Raw genomic sequence first — 16,137 nt, 5'->3', positions numbered from 1 at the left:
ATGCCGATGCGATCCGCTGATCTGTTTCGATGGCTGGCCGCAATTCTCGTCACCATCGGTGTCGCCGGGCCGGCACGTTCAGCAGACACGACCGACGCCGTAAGCATCCAGGAGGAGATCTGGGCGCTGCCCCTGCCGCTGCCGATGTTCGCCTATCTGGTGCGCCCGGTCGGCGACGGCCCCTTCCCGCTTGTCATCATGAACCATGGCGTCTCGCTCAACCCGACCGATCGCAGCTTCTTTCCGCTGGTTGAATTCCGCGACGCCGCCAAATGGTTCGCAAAGCGCGGCTATCTCGTGGTCGCGCCAGTCGGCAGCGGCTATGGCGCAGCCGCGATCGACATTCCCGAGCGCGCGCTCTACGGCCCGTTTTTCTCAAAGGTCGGCAAATGCACGAACGCCAACTTCCACGATGCGGGCCTGGCGGTCGCGCAGGTCGATCTCTGGATCATCGACTACATGGCAGCCGAGAAGCGCATCATCCCGAAGGATGTCATCGTGGTCGGTCAATCCGCGGGGGGCTGGGCCTCGATCGCGCTATCGAGCGCAAACCCGCCTCAGGTGAAAGCCATCATCACGTTTGCCGCGGGCCGCGGCGGTCGCGTCGGCGGCAAGCCCAACAACAATTGCGCCCCCGACAAGCTGGTCGAGGCGACCGCGGATTTCGGCCGGACCTCGCGCGTCCCGATGCTGTGGATCTATATCGAGAACGACACTTTCTTCGGCCCCGATCTGTCGAAACGCATGCATGCAGCGTTTACCGCTGCTGGTGGCCAGGCCGAGTATCACCTGATGCCCCCGTTCGGCAACGAGGGTCACTTCTTCATCGGCTCGCCGGACGCGATCCCGCTCTGGTCGCCGCTAGTAGCGAAATTCCTCGATGCGCGGAAATAGGGCTCAGCTTTGGAGGCACAACATGTCTGGTCGCCATCATTGTTTCGCAGGAGTTCTGGTCGTCTTGATCGCAGCGACCGCAACATTCCCCGCCCGCGCAGCATCGAAGGCGGCGCAAGCCGGCAGGCCGGCAGAAGTCGCAACGCGTGGACAGCGCGAGGCCAAGGACATCACCTACGGCGATTGGCAAAAGCTCTGCTTCAAGGCCGGCGGTGCACCGACGCTCTGCCGGACCTCAATCACCGGCAAATTGCCGACCGGTCAGATCGCCGTGCGCGTGGACCTGATCGAACGTGAAGGCACCGCGACGAAACGGCTGCAAGTGTTCGTGCCCGTCGGCATGTACCTGCAACAGCCGGCCAAGCTGACCGTCGATCAGGGCGCACCTTTCCGCGTCCCCTATAGCTGGTGCGTCACCAACGCGTGCATTGCGGCCGACGTCGTGGATCACGACATCGTCAAGGATATGGAATCGGGCAAGACGCTGGCGCTCGAGGTCGTCGATTCCAGCCTGCTGGCGCTGACGACCATGGTGCCGCTGGCGCAGTTCGCGTCGGTCCACAAGGGCGCACCGGTCAAGACGCTCGAGCAATATGTCGACGAATGAAATTCTTTGCACTGCTACGCGGCACACGCACGCGTCACTGACTCGATGAGAGACTGCGCCGAAAACGGCTTGGTCAAGTAGGCGACACAGCCCGAAGTCATTGCAGCAGCGCGGCTCGCCGCACTGTCATTGCCGGTGATAAAGATCACAGGCGCGGTGACACCTCTCTCGGTGAGTTTCCGGCGCAAATCGATGCCGGACTGTCCGTCGAGATTGATGTCGAGCACGATGCAGACCGCCCTATCCAAGCCGCCATAGTCGAGCAAGGCGCTCGCGGATGCGAACTGACTCGCAATGAAGCCATGCTCACGCAGCAATCTGTATATGCTCGTCCGAATGGACGGGTCGTCGTCGACGACGAGAATGGACCGGCGTGTCGGCAAGTGACAATCTTTCGCGTCGGGCGCCACAAATGGCAGCTTGCACCCGCATTTTTTAACGCGCGTTCTGCCTCCCGGCTTTGAAGGCAGAACGCCACATCCGCTGCGCGCCAATAACAGCACCGCATCGATGACTTTTTCTATTGTCCCTTGGGGCAGTCACATTGCGGGAACCGTAGCGACAAATTAGTCAATCGCCATCCGCATCGAGCATTCCCAGCCGCTCCGCGATCGAAACGAGTTCCGCAAACGAACGAACCTGCATCTTTTCCATGACCTGGTGACGATGCGCTTTCACGGTGCGCTCGGTCGTTCCAAGCTCATGGGCAATCTGCTTGTTGATCCGTCCTCGCACCATGAGATCAAACACCTGCCGCTCGCGGTGCGTCAGCGTAGCAAGGAGCGTACGAAGCGAATTGAGCCTGCCGCGTTGCGCGCGGCCGGCGTGCTGACGCGCCAGCGCGCGCTCGATCGCGTCGATCAACTGCTCCGAGCAAATCGGCTTGGTCAGAAAATCCTCCGCACCAGCCTTGATCGCCCGCACCGTGGTCGGTGTGTCGGCGTGCCCGGTCAGGAATATGATCGGCAGCGCCGAGCCTTGCTCGATCAGGCGGCCTTGGAGATCCGGGCCGCTCAGCCCGGGTATGCATACGTCGAGCAAAATGCATCCCGCCTGCTCGTCGTCCGGCCCGGCGTGCAGCAAGTCCTCCGCCGAGGCATACGTCGCCACGTCATAGCCGGCGAGCTTCAGCCGGCGCGCGACCGCCGTTCGAAACGACTCGTCATCGTCAACTACGTGAACGAGACCTGGCAAGCGTCACCTCTCGTGAGAAGCCACCGAGATCAAATGAACGTTCGTCACTCGCGAATCTTGTCTTCAAATAGTTCGAAAATGAAAACATCCGCTGCGTCTGCAGATGTATTCCGGCAATTGTCGTGACTTCTCATTTTGCGCAGGAAAAGCTCCTGATGTCCCTTGGTACAATGAACCTTATGGCAATGGATTGAAATACCGCCATGATCGTAAATCAACTTGGGCGGGAGCGGAATAGCGCGGCGCATTCCCTACTAGGAAATTGCGTCGTCCGACGGACCAATCCGGCGATGAGCTAAGGAGTTGGCCTATGTTCGTTCGCACCACGACGGATTCCGCGCTGCGTCCCAATTCACTCCGTGACATCGGAATGACCAGCCATTCCAACGCGCTCATCAGTTTAACTGACTTTTTTTACAGAAAAGGCACCGAAATCTACGGCGAGAGAGAACCCGCCGAATATGTCTACCAGGTCAAATCTGGTGCAGTGCGAAGCTATAAGCTGCTGACGGACGGCCGCAGGCAGATCGGGGCCTTTCACCTCGCCGGCGACATCTTCGGTCTGGGAAACGGCATCGAGCACCGCTTCACGACGGAAGCGATAGTCGATACCACGGTGCGGCTGGTCAAGCGGCAAAGCCTCGAAATGGTTGCCGAAAGCGATGCAATGGTCGCCAAAAACCTGCTCAGCATGACCACGATCAACCTCCAGCACGCGGAGGATCACATGCTCCTGCTGGGACGCAAGACCTCGCTGGAACGGGTGGCGGCGTTCCTGCTCGAAATGGACAAGCGCTTGACGGCATCCGGCATCATGGCGTTGCCGATGTCGCGGCGCGATATCGCCGACTATCTAGGCCTGACACTGGAAACAGTATCCCGCGCCCTGTCGCGGCTGCATGAACTCGGCGTTCTCGGCTTCGTCGGCAATACCCAGCGCCAGATCGTGCTCTTGGACCGCCATCAGCTCGCAGACCTCGATCTGCAGTCCTAGGGCAAAGAGCAGGAACGCTGACAGTTTGGTCACCACGCTGGCGCCCTCTTCCTCAGACAGGCGCAGCCATCGCGCTCCATTTTGAGCGGCGTGGCAGATCGTCGCGGTTGCGGTCAGGACCGCTTGAAGCCCGGCGCTTCTGTCACGCCGAGATGCTCGAGTGTCTTGCGCAAGACTTCGAACAGGATGGCGGCCGACCAGCCGAACAACAGCACGCCGTTCATGGCGGTCAGCGGGCCGATGAGCCGCCATTCACGCACCGGCGTGATGTCGCCGTAGCCGAGTGTGGTGTAGTTGACGAAAGCAAAATAGAGCAGATCGCTGCCGGGCGCCGCGGCCTGGACGATGCCATACGTCCAGGCCCACACCAGGATTTCCAGCGTGTGGGCGACCGTCAACACCGCGGCCGTCGCAATCATTACGCCCATCAAGTGCAATCTTGGTCTCACGGTTGTCCGAAGGCCGGCCCTGCGAGCAATCGAGACGGCGACGACGGTCACCAGCGCATGAATTCCGATATTGGTCATTCCGACCAGTGCGCCGACGAGAAGCTGAAGCAGCATAAGGAACCAACCAGTTTTTCGGCGGGCGCCTGCTCAGTGTGGCGACGGCCCATTCAACAAAATCGCCAACGTATGCCGCGCGATCGTCAATTCGTCATCCGACGGGAGCACATAGATCGGAATGCGACCATCATGGCGCGAGATCAGCCGTGCGTGCTGCGCGTTGGCAGGGGCATCCAGTGTCGCACCGAGCCAGCTCAGCCTCTCGGCGATGGACGCGCGGATGGCGGCCGAGCGTTCACCGATCTCGCCGGTGAAGACGAATGCGTCGAGACCCTCCAGCGCGGCCGCAAGGAGACCGGCATCGAGGCCGGCCCGGTAGCCCAGACGCTCGACGGCATGTCTGACTTGAGGAGAGCGGGCCCCCTCCAGCTCAAATGCGACCTCCCCTGCACCAGCGGGGCCGCTGAGCCCGTAGCTGCGCCGGGAAGCGTCCTGTAGCGCCTCGGTCGGCATGCCATTCTCCGACCTGAGCAACTGGGCGATATCGGGGTCGATCTCGCTGGCGAAATCATCGGCCGGCAGCGGACCAAAGGCATAGCGTGCGGGGATGCACTCGACACTGCGCCCGTCCCGGAGCGCGCACATCGAGCTGCTGTCGCCGAGGCGCGCAACGATCACGCGGCGTTTTGCGATGCCGGGCGCCACGAGCGACAGGGTTCGCGCAACTGACTCGTAGGATAGACCGTGCAATCCGGAAGGTCTTACGGTGCCTGCGTGATGCTGATACGGGCTGACGCTGCCGTCACTCGCAGCCGCGCGGCTGAGGTGAAATGCAGTGTCGAAGCAGGCGACCTGCGGTAGCGCTGGATGATCGGCCCGGATCGCACGGATCGGCGCGAGATTATGCAGCTGATGCAGCGGCGCCGAGGCTACCAGCTGTTCTAGCCGGACCATCACGGCGTCATCGATCAAGATCGGTCGAGCGTGCTCGGGCCCGCCCTGAACGATGCGATGGCCCACGGCCAACGGGCCGACCCTCAACTCATCGCGCAGCCATGCGTCGATAGCCGCGAATGCCGCGGCGACGTCACCTACATCCTCGTTGCGGTAAGCGCGATGCGCCAACGAATCTCCGTTCATCCGGCGCGCCTTCAGGCGCGGGCAGCCGCCTACCCCCTCGAGCCTTCCGTTGATTTGCCCTTCCAGCCGCCCGTCGCCTTGCACGGAGAAGAGCTGGAAGCTCACGCCCGCTGCGTTAGCATCAATAGCAAGGATCGTGTCCATGGCTGTCAGTCACCAGCCATCGGGACCCGGCCGCGAACCGCGGACACCTGCCCGAGTGCGCAGTCATCCTGCGACGTCTGATTAGCCATCGACATCCACGTGCCCGAAGTCATGCCTCACCTTCACGTACTCAAGGCGTGCCGGAAACCCAGCGATTGACTTATGTCAAAGGTAGGTCAGATGCCGTGCCGCGCAGGCATTCAGTGCTTGCCGGTCTTCTCTTGAGCCGCGACGCGATCGCTCCGGACCCAGGCCGCCGCCAGCTCCCAGGCGACCGACAGGATGATTGGACCGATGAAGAGACCGATAATCCCATGCGCGAGCGTTCCGCCGATCACGCCGATCAGGATCACGAGGGTCGGCGTGGTCAGGCCGCGCCCCATGACGAGTGGCTTCAGGATGTTGTCGAGCAGGCCGACGGCGACGAAGAACGCGGTGAGTAGCAGCGCCATGGTGACGTCCTTGTCCATCCAGATCCAGATGACCACCGGAAAGAGGACGAGGAACCCCCCGATCTGCACGATCGACAGCAACAGGACGATGACGGCAAGCAACCCGGCACTCGGGATGCCTGCGAATTTGAAGCCGATGCCGGCCAGCAACGACTGCACGATCGCGACGCCGATTACGCCCTGCGCCACAGCTCGGATGGTGGCGCCGGCGAGCTCCAGAAAGTGCTCGCTCTGCTCCGGCACGATGCGGAACAGGAAGCCGCGAACCGCGGCGACGAGCTGCGGCCCCCATGGGAGAAGAAAGCCGGTGACGAACACCGACACAAGAAACTGCAGCGTGCCGAGGCCGGCATCGCCCGCGAATGAGAGCATCATCCCAGCAATCGGCTTGAGATACGGCGCCACCTCGCGCAGCATGGCGCGAATGTTCGTGTACGCCAGGTTCCAGAGGTCGTAGAGCTGCGGGCCGATCACCGGCCAGCTCTTGATCTGCTCGGGAGCGGACTGAAGCACGATCTCGCCGGTGCCGATCTGGCCCGCGAGATCCCTGATCGCTTCGACTGCGCTCAAGCCCAGCCAAGCCGCAGGACCAATGATGATGCCCAGCGTGACCAGGGTCAGGAGGGCTGCGGCCAAGCGAGGACGGCCGCCGAGGCGCTTGGCGAGCCAGCTGAAGGCCGGGTAGAACGCCACCGCAAGTACGCCGCTCCAGGTCAGGATCGGCACGAACGGCCGGATGATCAGGAACGACCAGAACATCAGCAGCGCCAACAATCCGAGCCGGATCACGAGCTGAATGATGTCTTCGGCGGGGAGGAGCTGGCGAAGTGTCTTCAAGGACCGCTCCGATCTGGAGGAGACGCTCTCGAGGAGTCATGCGGCCCTAATCGAGCGGTAGTTTGATTCAGATCAAGCTTGCCAGGGCCGATCCTCCCGGGATGGAATGATGAAGCGCTCGCAGCGCCGACGGCGGATGCCTAAGCCAAAAAACCGACGAATAGTGATTTGGGCCGACTGCGCATCTAGGCAGCGTTTACCAACCTTTGCCCGGAGGCATTCTGCCTCGAGTTCTTCGAGGGTCTTCAGCGGCATCTCTTCCATGAGCGTCCCTCCCCGGGTCCTGAGAAAAGGCCTAAGAGCTTGAACGCGCGCATCTCGAGCACAACGATCGTTCGCAATTCGTAACACGATCGCTGTCCCGTTTTGCGTTCATCCCAGTCCGTGCCGCGCACCATCGGTGTCCCGCGGCGAATAACGAGCACAGCCATCCTGTTGTTTGAATTCGGATTTACGGACCTTCTAACGAGGTGCCAGCAAGGTCTCAGCACCCTCGCCCGCCGCTTTTCCTGCTAGGGCAAAGACAATCTGGGCTGAATTAAGATAGAAATTCAGTATGTTATTGGTGAGCGGCCCGAGACATAGGTGACATTTCGTACCGGACACATGGGTTACACTTTTCGCTTTTTTGCGAGCAGGAGGTGTGGATGCCGTGGAAAGCGAGTTCGGTCATGGAAGAACGCCTGCGCTTTGTCGCCCGCCTGTTGGACGGGGAGGCCATGACGGACGTGTGCCGGGATTTCGGCGTCTCGCGCAAGACCGGCTACAAGATGTTCGATCGCTACAAGGAGCACGGTCTTGAGGCCCTGAGCGATCGCTCGCGGCGGGCCGGTGCGCTACGCCAACCAGCTGCCGGAGCAGCTCGAGAGCCTGATTGTCCGGCTCAAGGGCGAGAAGCCGCACTGGGGCGCGCGCGGGATCGAAGGACGTCCCTCGCTGGCGTATAGCTTTCCAAGGCTGCGGTTCAAATCACTCAAAACATCCCGGACAAGTTCCCGGACCTTCCGCAGCGGATGGTTCGCTGGCACACGTTTATCCGGCGCGATGTACGAAAACAGGCCGCCCTGATCCGTAAACCTGCCGCGCATGATCGTCTCCGCCGATTCGAGATGATAAAGTGAATCATCAACACCGCGACCTGACGAAGATGAAGACCACGGATGCTTACCGGTGGATCAACAGTCTCAGGAAGACATACCCGCAGAAGTTCGATCAGGGACGTGTGGATCGCCGCCATCAAGGCGACGGCGGGCTATTTCGTGGAACAGACGAAACTGAACGTGAATCCTTTCGCAGGAATAAAAGTCCGAAAGGACGATCCGAGCGCGACGAAGGAGAACAAGGTCGAGCCCAGAACGCCTCCCAGGAAGGGCTTCAACGAGAACGAAGCTCGGATCATCCTGACGGCCACGCTCGCGACGCCGAGCCATCTGACCTCGGCGGAGATGAAGGCCGCCAAGCGCTGGCTCCCTGGCTCTGCGCCTACAGCGGCGCCCGCGCGAACGAGCTAACCAGCCTCCATCCCTACGACATCACGGAACATGGCCATGGAATCCGGTGCATGGTGATCAAGCCGTCGCTCGAAAAGACCGAGCAGTGGCGCGCCGTTCCCATCCACTCCCACATCCTGGAACAGCCGGGCTTCCTCGAATACGTCGAGGAGCGCAGGAAGCTCAACAAGCCGCTGTTCTACGACCCGGAGCGCAGCCGCGGCGGCAAGGCCGGCAATCCGCAGTTCAAGAAGGTCGCCGAGCGGATCGGCGAGTGGGTGCATGGTCTCGGAATCCCGAAAGGCGTCAAACCCAATCACGCCTGGCGCCACCTGTTCAAGAGCGTGGCGCGGCACGTCAAGATGGACCGCGAGGTCGAAGCATTCATCACCGGCCACCGCCCCAAGGATGCCAACGCCGGGATCGAATACGGCGACCCTTGGGTCAAGACGATGTACAACGAGATCGAACGCTACCCTCGCTTCCAGATCGAAGCCTTGGGTACCGGGGAGGCCGGTATCCGAAAGACAGGCAATTCACGGCCTTTTCGGGAGTGTCGTGCAATTCCAAACTGTTGCGGGGTGAAGTTTCTGGAGGCGCGGCGCTCCTGCGGAGGTCCGAGTTATCTTGCCACCCGTTCTTGCTCGCCTGGCGTGCCCTGATCGGTCCTCCATCGGACCGCCTCTCCAGCGATCTCGGAGCCCAGCGTGTCGAAACCTCTTGCGGCGAACTCTCCGGCCGCCGTTTGTCAGAAAAGGACGTTCGGCTGTCCTGATCCGTAGGATCTTGTCCGTTGTCCAAAGCAGGGCTCCATGGCGACATACGGGCAATCCCGTCTGGGCCGAGGAGACAACCGGGAAAACCGCAGCAAGGCTCCGAGAGTGTCGGCGGTACTCGCGACGAGCTGAGCGCAAGGAGAGTGAGATGGCCTCGAGCAGCATGGTTACTCAAGTTACGGAAGCGCGGACCGGATCGACGATGATGGCGTGGCGCGTACATGAGTTCGGGCCGCCGCAGGTCATGCAGTTCGAGACCCTCTCCCGTCCGGAGCCCGGGCCCGGCGAGGTCCTGGTCAAAGTTGCAGCTGCCGGAGTAGGGCCATGGGACGGCTGGATCAGAGCCGGAAAGAGCGCCTTGCCGCAGCCGCTCCCGCTCACTCTGGGCTCGGACCTTTCCGGTGAAATCGTCGCCGTTGGGCCCGGTGTCTCGCAAGGACGTGCGGGAGAGCAGGTCTACGGTGTTACGAACCCGCGGTTTGTCGGGAGCTACGCCGAGTACGCGTTGGCTTCCGCGGAGATGGTCTCAGGCAAGCCGAACTCGCTAACTCACGCCGAAGCCGCCTCCGCCCCCGTCATTGCCGTCACCGCATGGCAGGCGCTGTTCGACCACGCGCAACTCAGAGCGGGCCAAACCGTGGTCATTCACGGGGCGGCTGGCAACGTGGGATCCTACGCGGTCCAATTGGCTCGTCACGCGGGTGTGCAGACCATCGCAACGGTATCGACGGCCGACGCTTCCTTAGTGCGCAACCTTGGCGCAAACACGGTGATCGACTATCGGAGCCAGCGCTTCGAGGAGGAAGTGCGGGATGCGGACGCCGTCATCGATCTCGTCGGCGGCGAGACGCAAAGCCGCTCGTTCCAGGTCCTTCGTCGAGGCGGCAAGCTGATCTCGGCAGTGTCCCGCCCGGATCAGGATCTCGCAAAACAGCACGGTGTGGAAGCCACCTTCTTTTTGGTCGACGTCACGAGCCGGTGTCTGACGGAAATCGCTCGCCTCCTCGATGGTGGAGAACTGCGAACGAACGTCGGCGTGGTCTTGCCCCTCGCGGATGCGCGCGAGGCTCACTTCATGCTGGAGGACGCGCGGCCCCGGCCAAAAGGCAAGATCGTGCTCGCGGTTGGAGCGGACTGACCGATCTCGCGCCTCTCTTGCGCTCACGCGTCCGGAGCGCCAGCCAAGCCCATCGATTTTTGTTGAAAGGACAAAAAATGACACCCCGAACTCCCGCCCCGGCCCTCGTCATTCCCGATTCCTTGCTGGCGAAAGAGGCGACAGACGTCCTGCGCGAGCATTCCACCGATCTGCTCTTCAATCACTCGATCCGCGTGTACCTGTTTGCGGCGGAGCAGGGTCGTCAGAAAAAGCTGCGCTTCGACTCTGAGCTTCTCTACGTGGCCGCCGCGTTCCACGATCTCGGCCTGATCAAGAAATTCGCGAGCGCAGACGAACGCTTTGAGGTCGATGGTGCAAATGCCGCCCGGCAGTTTCTGAGCGCGCACAACATCGCCGAAGACCAGGTGCAGACGGTCTGGGAAGCGATCGCGCTGCACACCACTCCCGGCATCCCGAAGTACATGGGTCCGGAGGTCGCGCTCCTCAATTCAGGTGTTCTGCTCGATGTCGTCGGGGTAGGCTTCGACCAGTTTCCCGCGGAGCTTCGCGAGGAGATCGTCGCCAAATATCCCCGCACGAATTTCAAGGAAGGCTTCGTTCAGGAGTATTTCGCCGGTTTTGCGCACAAGCCGGCGACCACGTACGGCACCGTCAACGCCGCGGTCTGCGAACGCTTCATGCCGGGGTTCGAGAGCCCCAACGCCTGCGACTTGATCGCGGGTTCGCCCTGGTCTCACTAGAAGAGGAGGTCATGATGTCGATCAGTGCATTCACCAATCGAATAGCCGCGCTGTTACGCCGTTCAGCGATCACGCCCAGACCGGGAATAGAATTGCCACGCACGATGTTCTTGGCGATCGTAGCAGCGGCCATTGCGGGAGCTTCGCCCGCCATCGCTCAGGATCGGGAGCAAGTCAAGCTTGTCTTCGAGCACGCGCTGCCGAACGTCGAAGGAAAGAGAATGGCTGCCCTCCTGGTGAGTTATCCTCCCGGCAGCAAATCGCTGCCTCACCGCCACGCGGAGTCGGCCTTTATCTACGCCTATGTGCTGTCCGGGGCCATCCGCAGCCAGGTCGGCAATGCCCCTGCGCAGGTCTATCACATAGGCGAGGGCTTTTATGAAACCCAAGGCTCTCATCACAGGATCAGCGAGAACGCGAGCGACACGGAGCCCGCCAGCTTGCTCGCGGTCTTCGTGGTCGATTCCAAAGACGGGGCATTGACGATCCCCGACAAGGACGCAGCACCGAAATAATGGCGCGACAGGCTCGCCTGTCCAGACACCGCCCGCCCTTTGCACTGTGTGAATCACATTCATAATAAGGCGCCCGACTGGAGAGGCATTAAAGGTGCCGGTACAAGCCGTCGCGATCGTCGTCTACGAGGGGGTCCAGGCCTTGGACGTGGCAGGGCCGATGGACGTGTTCAGCGAAGCGAACATTTTTCTCGACAGTGCCGACCGCTATGAATCCGTCCTCGTTGCTGCTCACCACAATCCGCTGCGCGCCTCGAACGGCATACGGCTTATTGCCGATCTAACGCTTGAGGAGGCGACGGGTGGGTTCGACATCGTTCTGGTGGCCGGCACACCCACCCCACCTGAAACGGAGCCCGACCCGCACTTGCTTCAGTGGGTCAAGGAGCTGCCGTGGCGGTCGAGCCTCTATGGTTCGATCTGCACCGGGGCTTTTGTCCTTGGCTATGCCGGTCTGCTCGACGATCGGCGTGTCACGACCCATTGGCAGGATGCGCAGGCGCTGGCGGCCAGGTTCCCAAAGGCAAAAGTCGAACCGGATTTGATCTATGTCCGCGATGGGCGGCTGATCACCGCCGCGGGTGTAACGGCGGGAATAGATCTCGGTTTGGCGCTGGTCGGGCAGCGCCACGGTGCGGAAACGGCGCTCAAAGTGGCCAAGCGGCTGGTCGTAGTCGCCCAGCGCCAAGGCGGACAGTCTCAGTTCAGCCCCTATCTCACCGCGCCAGCCGATCCGGAATCGCCGATCGCCCGTATCCAGGACCATGTGATGGCGAACGTCGGGGATCGCCACTCGCTGGAGTCCCTTGCCGCCGTCGTCGGGATGAGCGCCCGAAATCTGGCCCGGCATTTCGTGCAGGCGACCGGGATCACGCCGCACGAATTCATCGAGCGCGCCCGCATCGATGCGGCGCGCATGATGCTGGAGGGAAGCGACCGGCCGCTGAAGGCGGTTGCATTCGACTGCGGGTTCGGCTCGGCGGATCGGATGAGGATCGTGTTCACCGCCCGCCTTGGCGTCAGCCCCATCCAATATCGCGCGAGCTTCCGGCGGGCGACACCGGAATAGACCGCGCGCTCCCCGCCAAGGCAACGCTCGCGATCCTGCTTTCCCTACAAAGCGTCATGTCAGGAAAAGACGTGCGGCTGTCCTGATCCGCGGGATGCCCTTCCTTGTGCGGAGCGGTGCCCGGTTGGCAAATAGGCACAAGCAACCAGCCCGCTAGGCAAAAAAGGAGAGCGCTCCATGTCCGAGATCATCGCCGGCATCCGCCTGCCCGACAGTGCCATCGCCCGCGCCGCCACGCAGCTCGTGCGCGATACCGAAGACGACCTACTCTACAACCACAGTCGCCGCGTCTTCTTTTGGGGTGCGCTCACCGCTGAGCGCCACGGCCTTAAGTACGAGCCGGAGCTACTTTACCTCGGCGCGATGTTCCACGACATGGGCCTCACAGAGAAGTATTCCAGTCCCAACCTGCGCTTCGAGGTCGACGGTGCCAATGCCGCGCGCGATTTCATGAAAAGCTACGGCCTGCCCGAGCGTGAGATCGAGGACGTCTGGACCGCGATCGCGCTCCACACCACGCCAGGTATTCCCGAACATATGCGACCCACCATCTCGCTGGTGACCGCGGGTGTCGAGATGGACGTGCTCGGGATCGCCTATCACGACTTCACGCATGAACAGCGTGACCATGTCTGCGTCCATCATCCGCGCGAGACGAACTTCAAGGAGAACATCATAGATCACTTCGCCAAAGGCATCATCAAGAAGCCGCTGACCACGTTCGGGAACGTGAAGGCTGATGTCCTTGCGCTGAAGGACATGAGCTATGTCCGCCAGAACTTCTGTTCGATCATCCTCGGTTCGGCCTGGCCGAACTGACCTTCGTTGCTGGACCGGAGTAAATCCAGATGAGCGTCATCCGAGCCAGGATGTGCGGACCTGAAGAAGCCGTGATCGGACCGAGCGAGGAGTGCGGCGCTGCGCAGAGCCCGATCGACGAGATCATGACCCGCCGGATCGCGTGCCGTGACTTTTGCGATGCTCCGGTCCCGCGACGGACGATCGAGCAGATCCTCCACGTCGCGCGCTTCGCGCCAAGCGGTGCGAACATTCAACCCTGGCATGTCTACGTGCTGAGTGGCGCCGCCAAGGCCAATATCTTGGCGGCGCTGCTGAACGCGCATGAAACATGCCGGGACGAGCACGTCTCGGAATACAAATATTACGCCAGCGAGTTACCTGATCCGTACCTGAAGCGACGACAGGAATTCGGGCGGCTGTTCTACGGGTCGCTAGGAATCCGCCAGGCCGATGCCGAGGCAAGAAGCAGGCAAACCGCGAAGAATTACACGTTCTTCGGAGCGCCCGTGGGACTGATCGTGACGATCGATCGCCGGCTGGAAGTCGGAAGCTGGCTCGATCTCGGCATGTTCGTCCAGAACGTGATGCTCGCCGCAGCGGGACGCGGACTTCAGTCGTGTCCGCAGGAGACGTTCTCGAGATATCACCGGATCTTGCGCCCCCTGCTCTCGATTCCGGAGGAGCAGATAGTGGTGTGCGGCATCTCGGTTGGGAGGCCCGCAGTCGAGGGGCAGCGATTGATGCCGCGGGCGCATGTAGATGAGTTCGCGACGTTCTTGGGATTGGACGCGTAAGAGACAATCAACAGAGGAGATCGTCATGGCGAGTCGAGAAGAACTGATCCAGCGCAGCATTTCTTTTCTCCGCGAAGTGAAGGACATGACGCCCGGAGCCGATATGGAGCGCTGGCTCAACGAGGCGTACGGCGAAAGCAGCGCGCTCTATCGGGATCTGTCTCGTCTGATCAAGATCGGGGTCGAGGAGGGCTGGGCGGCGAACCAGGAGGTGGACGGCCTGAACTACCGGCGCAGCCGCATCGTCGAGCCGACTGCCGAAACCTTCCAGTTCAGCCTCACGGCGGTCTACATGAACAGCGCTGCTCCACGCCGGTTCAAGGACGAGGACGACCACGACGTGCTGCGCGGGCAGTATCACGGTCATCCCTATGGCGAGATCAACCTCGTGGTGCCCTTGGACGCGGGCGCGGAGTTGAAGGGTTTGCAGGGCTGGCAGGGACCCGGCTGGACGGCGCCCGAACCGGGCAGCAGGCACTTTCCGGAGGTCAGGGGCGGTGCGGTGATCGCGCTGTTCTATCTCCCGGCTGGACGCATCTCGTACGATTTCAAGGCTCCCGCCGGCTAGGTGCAAACAGCGCAAACGAAGGCTGTTGCGCCGTCAGGCCTCGCCAGGTCCGGAGAAGATCGTCGCCGGCGGTGTCGTGCGCGGCAGCGGAAGCGGGCGCTCGACCGAGTGCGCGGGGCGCGAGCCTCCTTTGGTGTCGTACCGTTTGGCCAGATCCAGCAGGCGTCGTCTGGTGAAAGGGTCGGCCTTCTCGGCGATGGTCCGGACCCGGTCGGCGAGACCCCGATAGAATTCCTGCTCCATGACGCAACCCCGAAACATCACCGATTGCAGGAATTGAGTACGTGAGAGGCCGAGGAGTCAAGGCACCGGACGCGCCCGTGCTGTGGTGGTCAGGCGGTCGACGCTCTCCGGAGTGCGTCCCGCTCCAGGCAGAGATCGTCGATTTTCGCGCGCATCCTCGAGAGCAGCAGCTCGGCCGAGGCGGTCGCGAGGCCGGCCCGCTGAAGCATCCGGATTTCGCGCTCTTGGGCGCGAATCTGCCCGCGCATCCGGGCGATCTCGTTCCGGACCCAGTGGAGTTTCACAGGGTGCTGAGATCGCCCGGAACGTCCCCGAACTTCCGGATCAGCTTGGCGTCGCTGAAGTCGCCGCTCGAGGGATCCCCGGTCCGCGAGAACGCGATGGCGCCGGCATGCCCCGGCTTGCGGGAGAGCGCCTCCGCCCGCATCACCGCGGCGTTGGCGCTCAGGCATTCCGCCGCCTCGCCGGCGGCCATGCGGTCGTCGGAGAAAACGAACGGCAGAGCTACATAGTAGGTCACTTCAGACATCTGCCTCATCCTTGCGTTCGCGCCCCCCTTGGGAGCCATCCCCGGGCGTAGCCTCTCGACACCTTCGTCCGGAGTTCGTCGGCCTCGGCCTCGAGAAAGTCGATGGCGACGAGCAGTGCCCTGAGCGCCTCCCGGGCGTCTCCGCCGCAGGCCGCGATGGCCTGGTCGGCGGCGGCCTCCAGGTCGAAGGCGGCCGATCTGGTTGGCTTGGGGGTCATCGAATGATGTTCTCATTTTGTTCGCTTGAGTCAAGCGTCGGCGCTCTGTTTCGCTGGCGCCCGCTGCGGGGGGCAGGCTTGAATTCCGTGGACGGCCCGTGGCGGTGTCGGAACCGCGCCGCCCCGTTCGTCTTGAGTCCGGTCCCCGTATCCTGGAGCGTTGCGTACCCATGGCCCCCCGCGCGAACTGGAAAGGCTTCCTTCGTCTGTCCCTCGTCACCTGCCCGGTGGCGCTCTACCCGGCGACCTCGGAGAGCGAGAAGATCTCGTTCAACCAGCTGAACCGCCAGACTGGCCACCGCATCAAGTACCTCAAGGTCGACGCCGACACCGGCGAGGAGGTCCCGAACGAGGATATCGTCAAGGGCTACCAGCTCGAGAAGGACCAGTTCATCGAGGTTTCCAAAGAAGAGCTCGAAGAGATCGCGCTGGAGTCCACGCGGACCATCGAGATCGACGAGTTCGTCGACAAGACCGATATTGACCCGCGATACCTGATCCGCCCC

Annotated in this window: 22 protein-coding genes and 1 pseudogene; 13 read left to right on the top strand and 10 right to left on the bottom strand. The window is 62.1% G+C overall.

Annotated features, from left to right (window positions below; genetic code table 11):
* Positions 1 to 6 precede the first annotated feature (6 nt).
* Positions 7 to 894 (top strand): dienelactone hydrolase family protein, encoded by an 888-nt coding sequence (locus tag IVA74_RS31960; protein WP_247350926.1) that lies wholly within the window; start codon positions 7 to 9, stop codon positions 892 to 894.
* Positions 895 to 916: 22 nt separating this feature from the next.
* Complete coding sequence (locus tag IVA74_RS31955; RefSeq protein WP_247350924.1) at positions 917 to 1,501, top strand: invasion associated locus B family protein; 585 nt, start codon at positions 917 to 919, stop codon at positions 1,499 to 1,501.
* A 14-nt stretch (positions 1,502 to 1,515) separates the two neighbouring features.
* Here the strand turns inward: IVA74_RS31955 and IVA74_RS31950 are convergent, their stop codons facing one another.
* A complete protein-coding gene (locus IVA74_RS31950) occupies positions 1,516 to 1,884 on the bottom strand; it encodes a response regulator (RefSeq protein ID WP_247350923.1) in 369 nt (122 codons plus the stop codon).
* Positions 1,885 to 2,071: 187 nt separating this feature from the next.
* Complete coding sequence (locus IVA74_RS31945) at positions 2,072 to 2,695, bottom strand: response regulator (protein WP_247350922.1); 624 nt, start codon at positions 2,693 to 2,695, stop codon at positions 2,072 to 2,074.
* A 310-nt stretch (positions 2,696 to 3,005) separates the two neighbouring features.
* On the opposite strand from IVA74_RS31945, the gene IVA74_RS31940 reads away from it, so the two are divergent.
* Positions 3,006 to 3,689, top strand: coding sequence for a helix-turn-helix domain-containing protein (locus tag IVA74_RS31940; RefSeq protein ID WP_247350921.1), 684 nt, complete (start codon positions 3,006 to 3,008; stop codon positions 3,687 to 3,689).
* A gap of 113 nt (positions 3,690 to 3,802) precedes the next feature.
* Here IVA74_RS31940 and IVA74_RS31935 read toward each other — a convergent pair whose 3' ends face one another.
* The 4 genes from IVA74_RS31935 to IVA74_RS31920 all read right to left on the bottom strand — a co-directional run bounded on the left by IVA74_RS31935 (position 3,803) and on the right by IVA74_RS31920 (position 7,032).
* Positions 3,803 to 4,252 carry a potassium channel family protein gene (locus IVA74_RS31935; RefSeq protein WP_247350919.1) on the bottom strand — a complete coding sequence of 150 codons (450 nt, stop codon included), beginning with the start codon at positions 4,250 to 4,252 and terminating at the stop codon, positions 3,803 to 3,805.
* A 33-nt stretch (positions 4,253 to 4,285) separates the two neighbouring features.
* On the bottom strand, positions 4,286 to 5,479 hold the full coding sequence (locus IVA74_RS31930; protein WP_247350918.1) for an acetate kinase: 1,194 nt from the start codon (positions 5,477 to 5,479) through the stop codon (positions 4,286 to 4,288).
* A 200-nt stretch (positions 5,480 to 5,679) separates the two neighbouring features.
* Entirely contained in the window at positions 5,680 to 6,768 is a 1,089-nt protein-coding gene (locus IVA74_RS31925; RefSeq protein WP_247350917.1) for an AI-2E family transporter, read from the bottom strand.
* A 72-nt stretch (positions 6,769 to 6,840) separates the two neighbouring features.
* Positions 6,841 to 7,032 (bottom strand): hypothetical protein, encoded by a 192-nt coding sequence (locus IVA74_RS31920; RefSeq protein WP_247350916.1) that lies wholly within the window; start codon positions 7,030 to 7,032, stop codon positions 6,841 to 6,843.
* Positions 7,033 to 7,415: 383 nt separating this feature from the next.
* Here IVA74_RS31920 and IVA74_RS31915 point away from each other — a divergent pair.
* The 9 genes and pseudogenes from IVA74_RS31915 to IVA74_RS31875 all read left to right on the top strand — a co-directional run.
* Positions 7,416 to 7,683 (top strand): annotated as a pseudogene (locus IVA74_RS31915) (helix-turn-helix domain-containing protein); the annotation flags it as partial.
* 202 nt (positions 7,684 to 7,885) lie between these two features.
* On the top strand, positions 7,886 to 8,920 hold the full coding sequence (locus IVA74_RS31910) for a hypothetical protein (protein ID WP_247350915.1): 1,035 nt from the start codon (positions 7,886 to 7,888) through the stop codon (positions 8,918 to 8,920).
* A 262-nt stretch (positions 8,921 to 9,182) separates the two neighbouring features.
* The gene (locus IVA74_RS31905; RefSeq protein WP_247350914.1) at positions 9,183 to 10,172 is read left to right on the top strand and encodes an NADP-dependent oxidoreductase; all 990 of its coding nucleotides are present in this window, start codon (positions 9,183 to 9,185) and stop codon (positions 10,170 to 10,172) included.
* Between the two features lie 77 nt (positions 10,173 to 10,249).
* Complete coding sequence (locus tag IVA74_RS31900) at positions 10,250 to 10,894, top strand: HD domain-containing protein (protein WP_247350913.1); 645 nt, start codon at positions 10,250 to 10,252, stop codon at positions 10,892 to 10,894.
* 104 nt (positions 10,895 to 10,998) lie between these two features.
* On the top strand, positions 10,999 to 11,409 hold the full coding sequence (locus tag IVA74_RS31895) for a cupin domain-containing protein (protein ID WP_247351016.1): 411 nt from the start codon (positions 10,999 to 11,001) through the stop codon (positions 11,407 to 11,409).
* A gap of 94 nt (positions 11,410 to 11,503) precedes the next feature.
* On the top strand, positions 11,504 to 12,478 hold the full coding sequence (locus IVA74_RS31890; RefSeq protein ID WP_247350910.1) for a GlxA family transcriptional regulator: 975 nt from the start codon (positions 11,504 to 11,506) through the stop codon (positions 12,476 to 12,478).
* A 177-nt stretch (positions 12,479 to 12,655) separates the two neighbouring features.
* Positions 12,656 to 13,297, top strand: a complete 642-nt coding sequence (locus IVA74_RS31885) for an HD domain-containing protein (RefSeq protein WP_247350909.1) — start codon at positions 12,656 to 12,658, stop codon at positions 13,295 to 13,297.
* Between the two features lie 29 nt (positions 13,298 to 13,326).
* Complete coding sequence (locus IVA74_RS31880) at positions 13,327 to 14,073, top strand: nitroreductase (RefSeq protein WP_247350907.1); 747 nt, start codon at positions 13,327 to 13,329, stop codon at positions 14,071 to 14,073.
* 25 nt (positions 14,074 to 14,098) lie between these two features.
* Positions 14,099 to 14,641 (top strand): DUF4863 family protein, encoded by a 543-nt coding sequence (locus tag IVA74_RS31875; RefSeq protein WP_247350905.1) that lies wholly within the window; start codon positions 14,099 to 14,101, stop codon positions 14,639 to 14,641.
* Positions 14,642 to 14,674: 33 nt separating this feature from the next.
* On the opposite strand, the gene IVA74_RS31870 is transcribed toward IVA74_RS31875, so the two are convergent.
* The 4 genes from IVA74_RS31870 to IVA74_RS31855 form a co-directional block, all read right to left on the bottom strand.
* The gene (locus IVA74_RS31870; protein WP_247350903.1) at positions 14,675 to 14,884 is read right to left on the bottom strand and encodes a hypothetical protein; all 210 of its coding nucleotides are present in this window, start codon (positions 14,882 to 14,884) and stop codon (positions 14,675 to 14,677) included.
* 89 nt (positions 14,885 to 14,973) lie between these two features.
* A complete protein-coding gene (locus tag IVA74_RS31865) occupies positions 14,974 to 15,132 on the bottom strand; it encodes a hypothetical protein (RefSeq protein WP_247350901.1) in 159 nt (52 codons plus the stop codon).
* Between the two features lie 32 nt (positions 15,133 to 15,164).
* On the bottom strand, positions 15,165 to 15,413 hold the full coding sequence (locus IVA74_RS31860) for a hypothetical protein (RefSeq protein ID WP_247350899.1): 249 nt from the start codon (positions 15,411 to 15,413) through the stop codon (positions 15,165 to 15,167).
* A 5-nt stretch (positions 15,414 to 15,418) separates the two neighbouring features.
* The gene (locus IVA74_RS31855; protein ID WP_247350898.1) at positions 15,419 to 15,631 is read right to left on the bottom strand and encodes a hypothetical protein; all 213 of its coding nucleotides are present in this window, start codon (positions 15,629 to 15,631) and stop codon (positions 15,419 to 15,421) included.
* 170 nt (positions 15,632 to 15,801) lie between these two features.
* On the opposite strand from IVA74_RS31855, the gene IVA74_RS31850 reads away from it, so the two are divergent.
* Positions 15,802 to 16,137 (top strand): Ku protein (locus tag IVA74_RS31850; protein ID WP_346730991.1); only part of this gene is annotated, 336 nt, incomplete at its 3' end.

This window comes from Bradyrhizobium sp. 132 (assembly GCF_023074185.1).
GTDB lineage: Bacteria > Pseudomonadota > Alphaproteobacteria > Rhizobiales > Xanthobacteraceae > Bradyrhizobium.
This window is presented reverse-complemented; position numbering and strand designations above follow the sequence as displayed.

Coding starts and splice junctions, on each gene's coding strand:
- IVA74_RS31960 (WP_247350926.1), top strand. CDS start 7: ATGCGATCCGCTGATCTGTTTCGATGGCTGGCCGCAATTCTCGTCACC.
- IVA74_RS31955 (WP_247350924.1), top strand. CDS start 917: ATGTCTGGTCGCCATCATTGTTTCGCAGGAGTTCTGGTCGTCTTGATC.
- IVA74_RS31940 (WP_247350921.1), top strand. CDS start 3,006: ATGTTCGTTCGCACCACGACGGATTCCGCGCTGCGTCCCAATTCACTC.
- IVA74_RS31935 (WP_247350919.1), bottom strand. CDS start 4,252: ATGCTGCTTCAGCTTCTCGTCGGCGCACTGGTCGGAATGACCAATATC.
- IVA74_RS31930 (WP_247350918.1), bottom strand. CDS start 5,479: ATGGACACGATCCTTGCTATTGATGCTAACGCAGCGGGCGTGAGCTTC.
- IVA74_RS31920 (WP_247350916.1), bottom strand. CDS start 7,032: ATGGAAGAGATGCCGCTGAAGACCCTCGAAGAACTCGAGGCAGAATGC.
- IVA74_RS31905 (WP_247350914.1), top strand. CDS start 9,183: ATGGCCTCGAGCAGCATGGTTACTCAAGTTACGGAAGCGCGGACCGGA.
- IVA74_RS31900 (WP_247350913.1), top strand. CDS start 10,250: ATGACACCCCGAACTCCCGCCCCGGCCCTCGTCATTCCCGATTCCTTG.
- IVA74_RS31895 (WP_247351016.1), top strand. CDS start 10,999: ATGTTCTTGGCGATCGTAGCAGCGGCCATTGCGGGAGCTTCGCCCGCC.
- IVA74_RS31885 (WP_247350909.1), top strand. CDS start 12,656: ATGTCCGAGATCATCGCCGGCATCCGCCTGCCCGACAGTGCCATCGCC.
- IVA74_RS31880 (WP_247350907.1), top strand. CDS start 13,327: ATGAGCGTCATCCGAGCCAGGATGTGCGGACCTGAAGAAGCCGTGATC.
- IVA74_RS31875 (WP_247350905.1), top strand. CDS start 14,099: ATGGCGAGTCGAGAAGAACTGATCCAGCGCAGCATTTCTTTTCTCCGC.
- IVA74_RS31870 (WP_247350903.1), bottom strand. CDS start 14,884: ATGGAGCAGGAATTCTATCGGGGTCTCGCCGACCGGGTCCGGACCATC.
- IVA74_RS31865 (WP_247350901.1), bottom strand. CDS start 15,132: ATGCGCGGGCAGATTCGCGCCCAAGAGCGCGAAATCCGGATGCTTCAG.
- IVA74_RS31860 (WP_247350899.1), bottom strand. CDS start 15,413: ATGTCTGAAGTGACCTACTATGTAGCTCTGCCGTTCGTTTTCTCCGAC.
- IVA74_RS31855 (WP_247350898.1), bottom strand. CDS start 15,631: ATGACCCCCAAGCCAACCAGATCGGCCGCCTTCGACCTGGAGGCCGCC.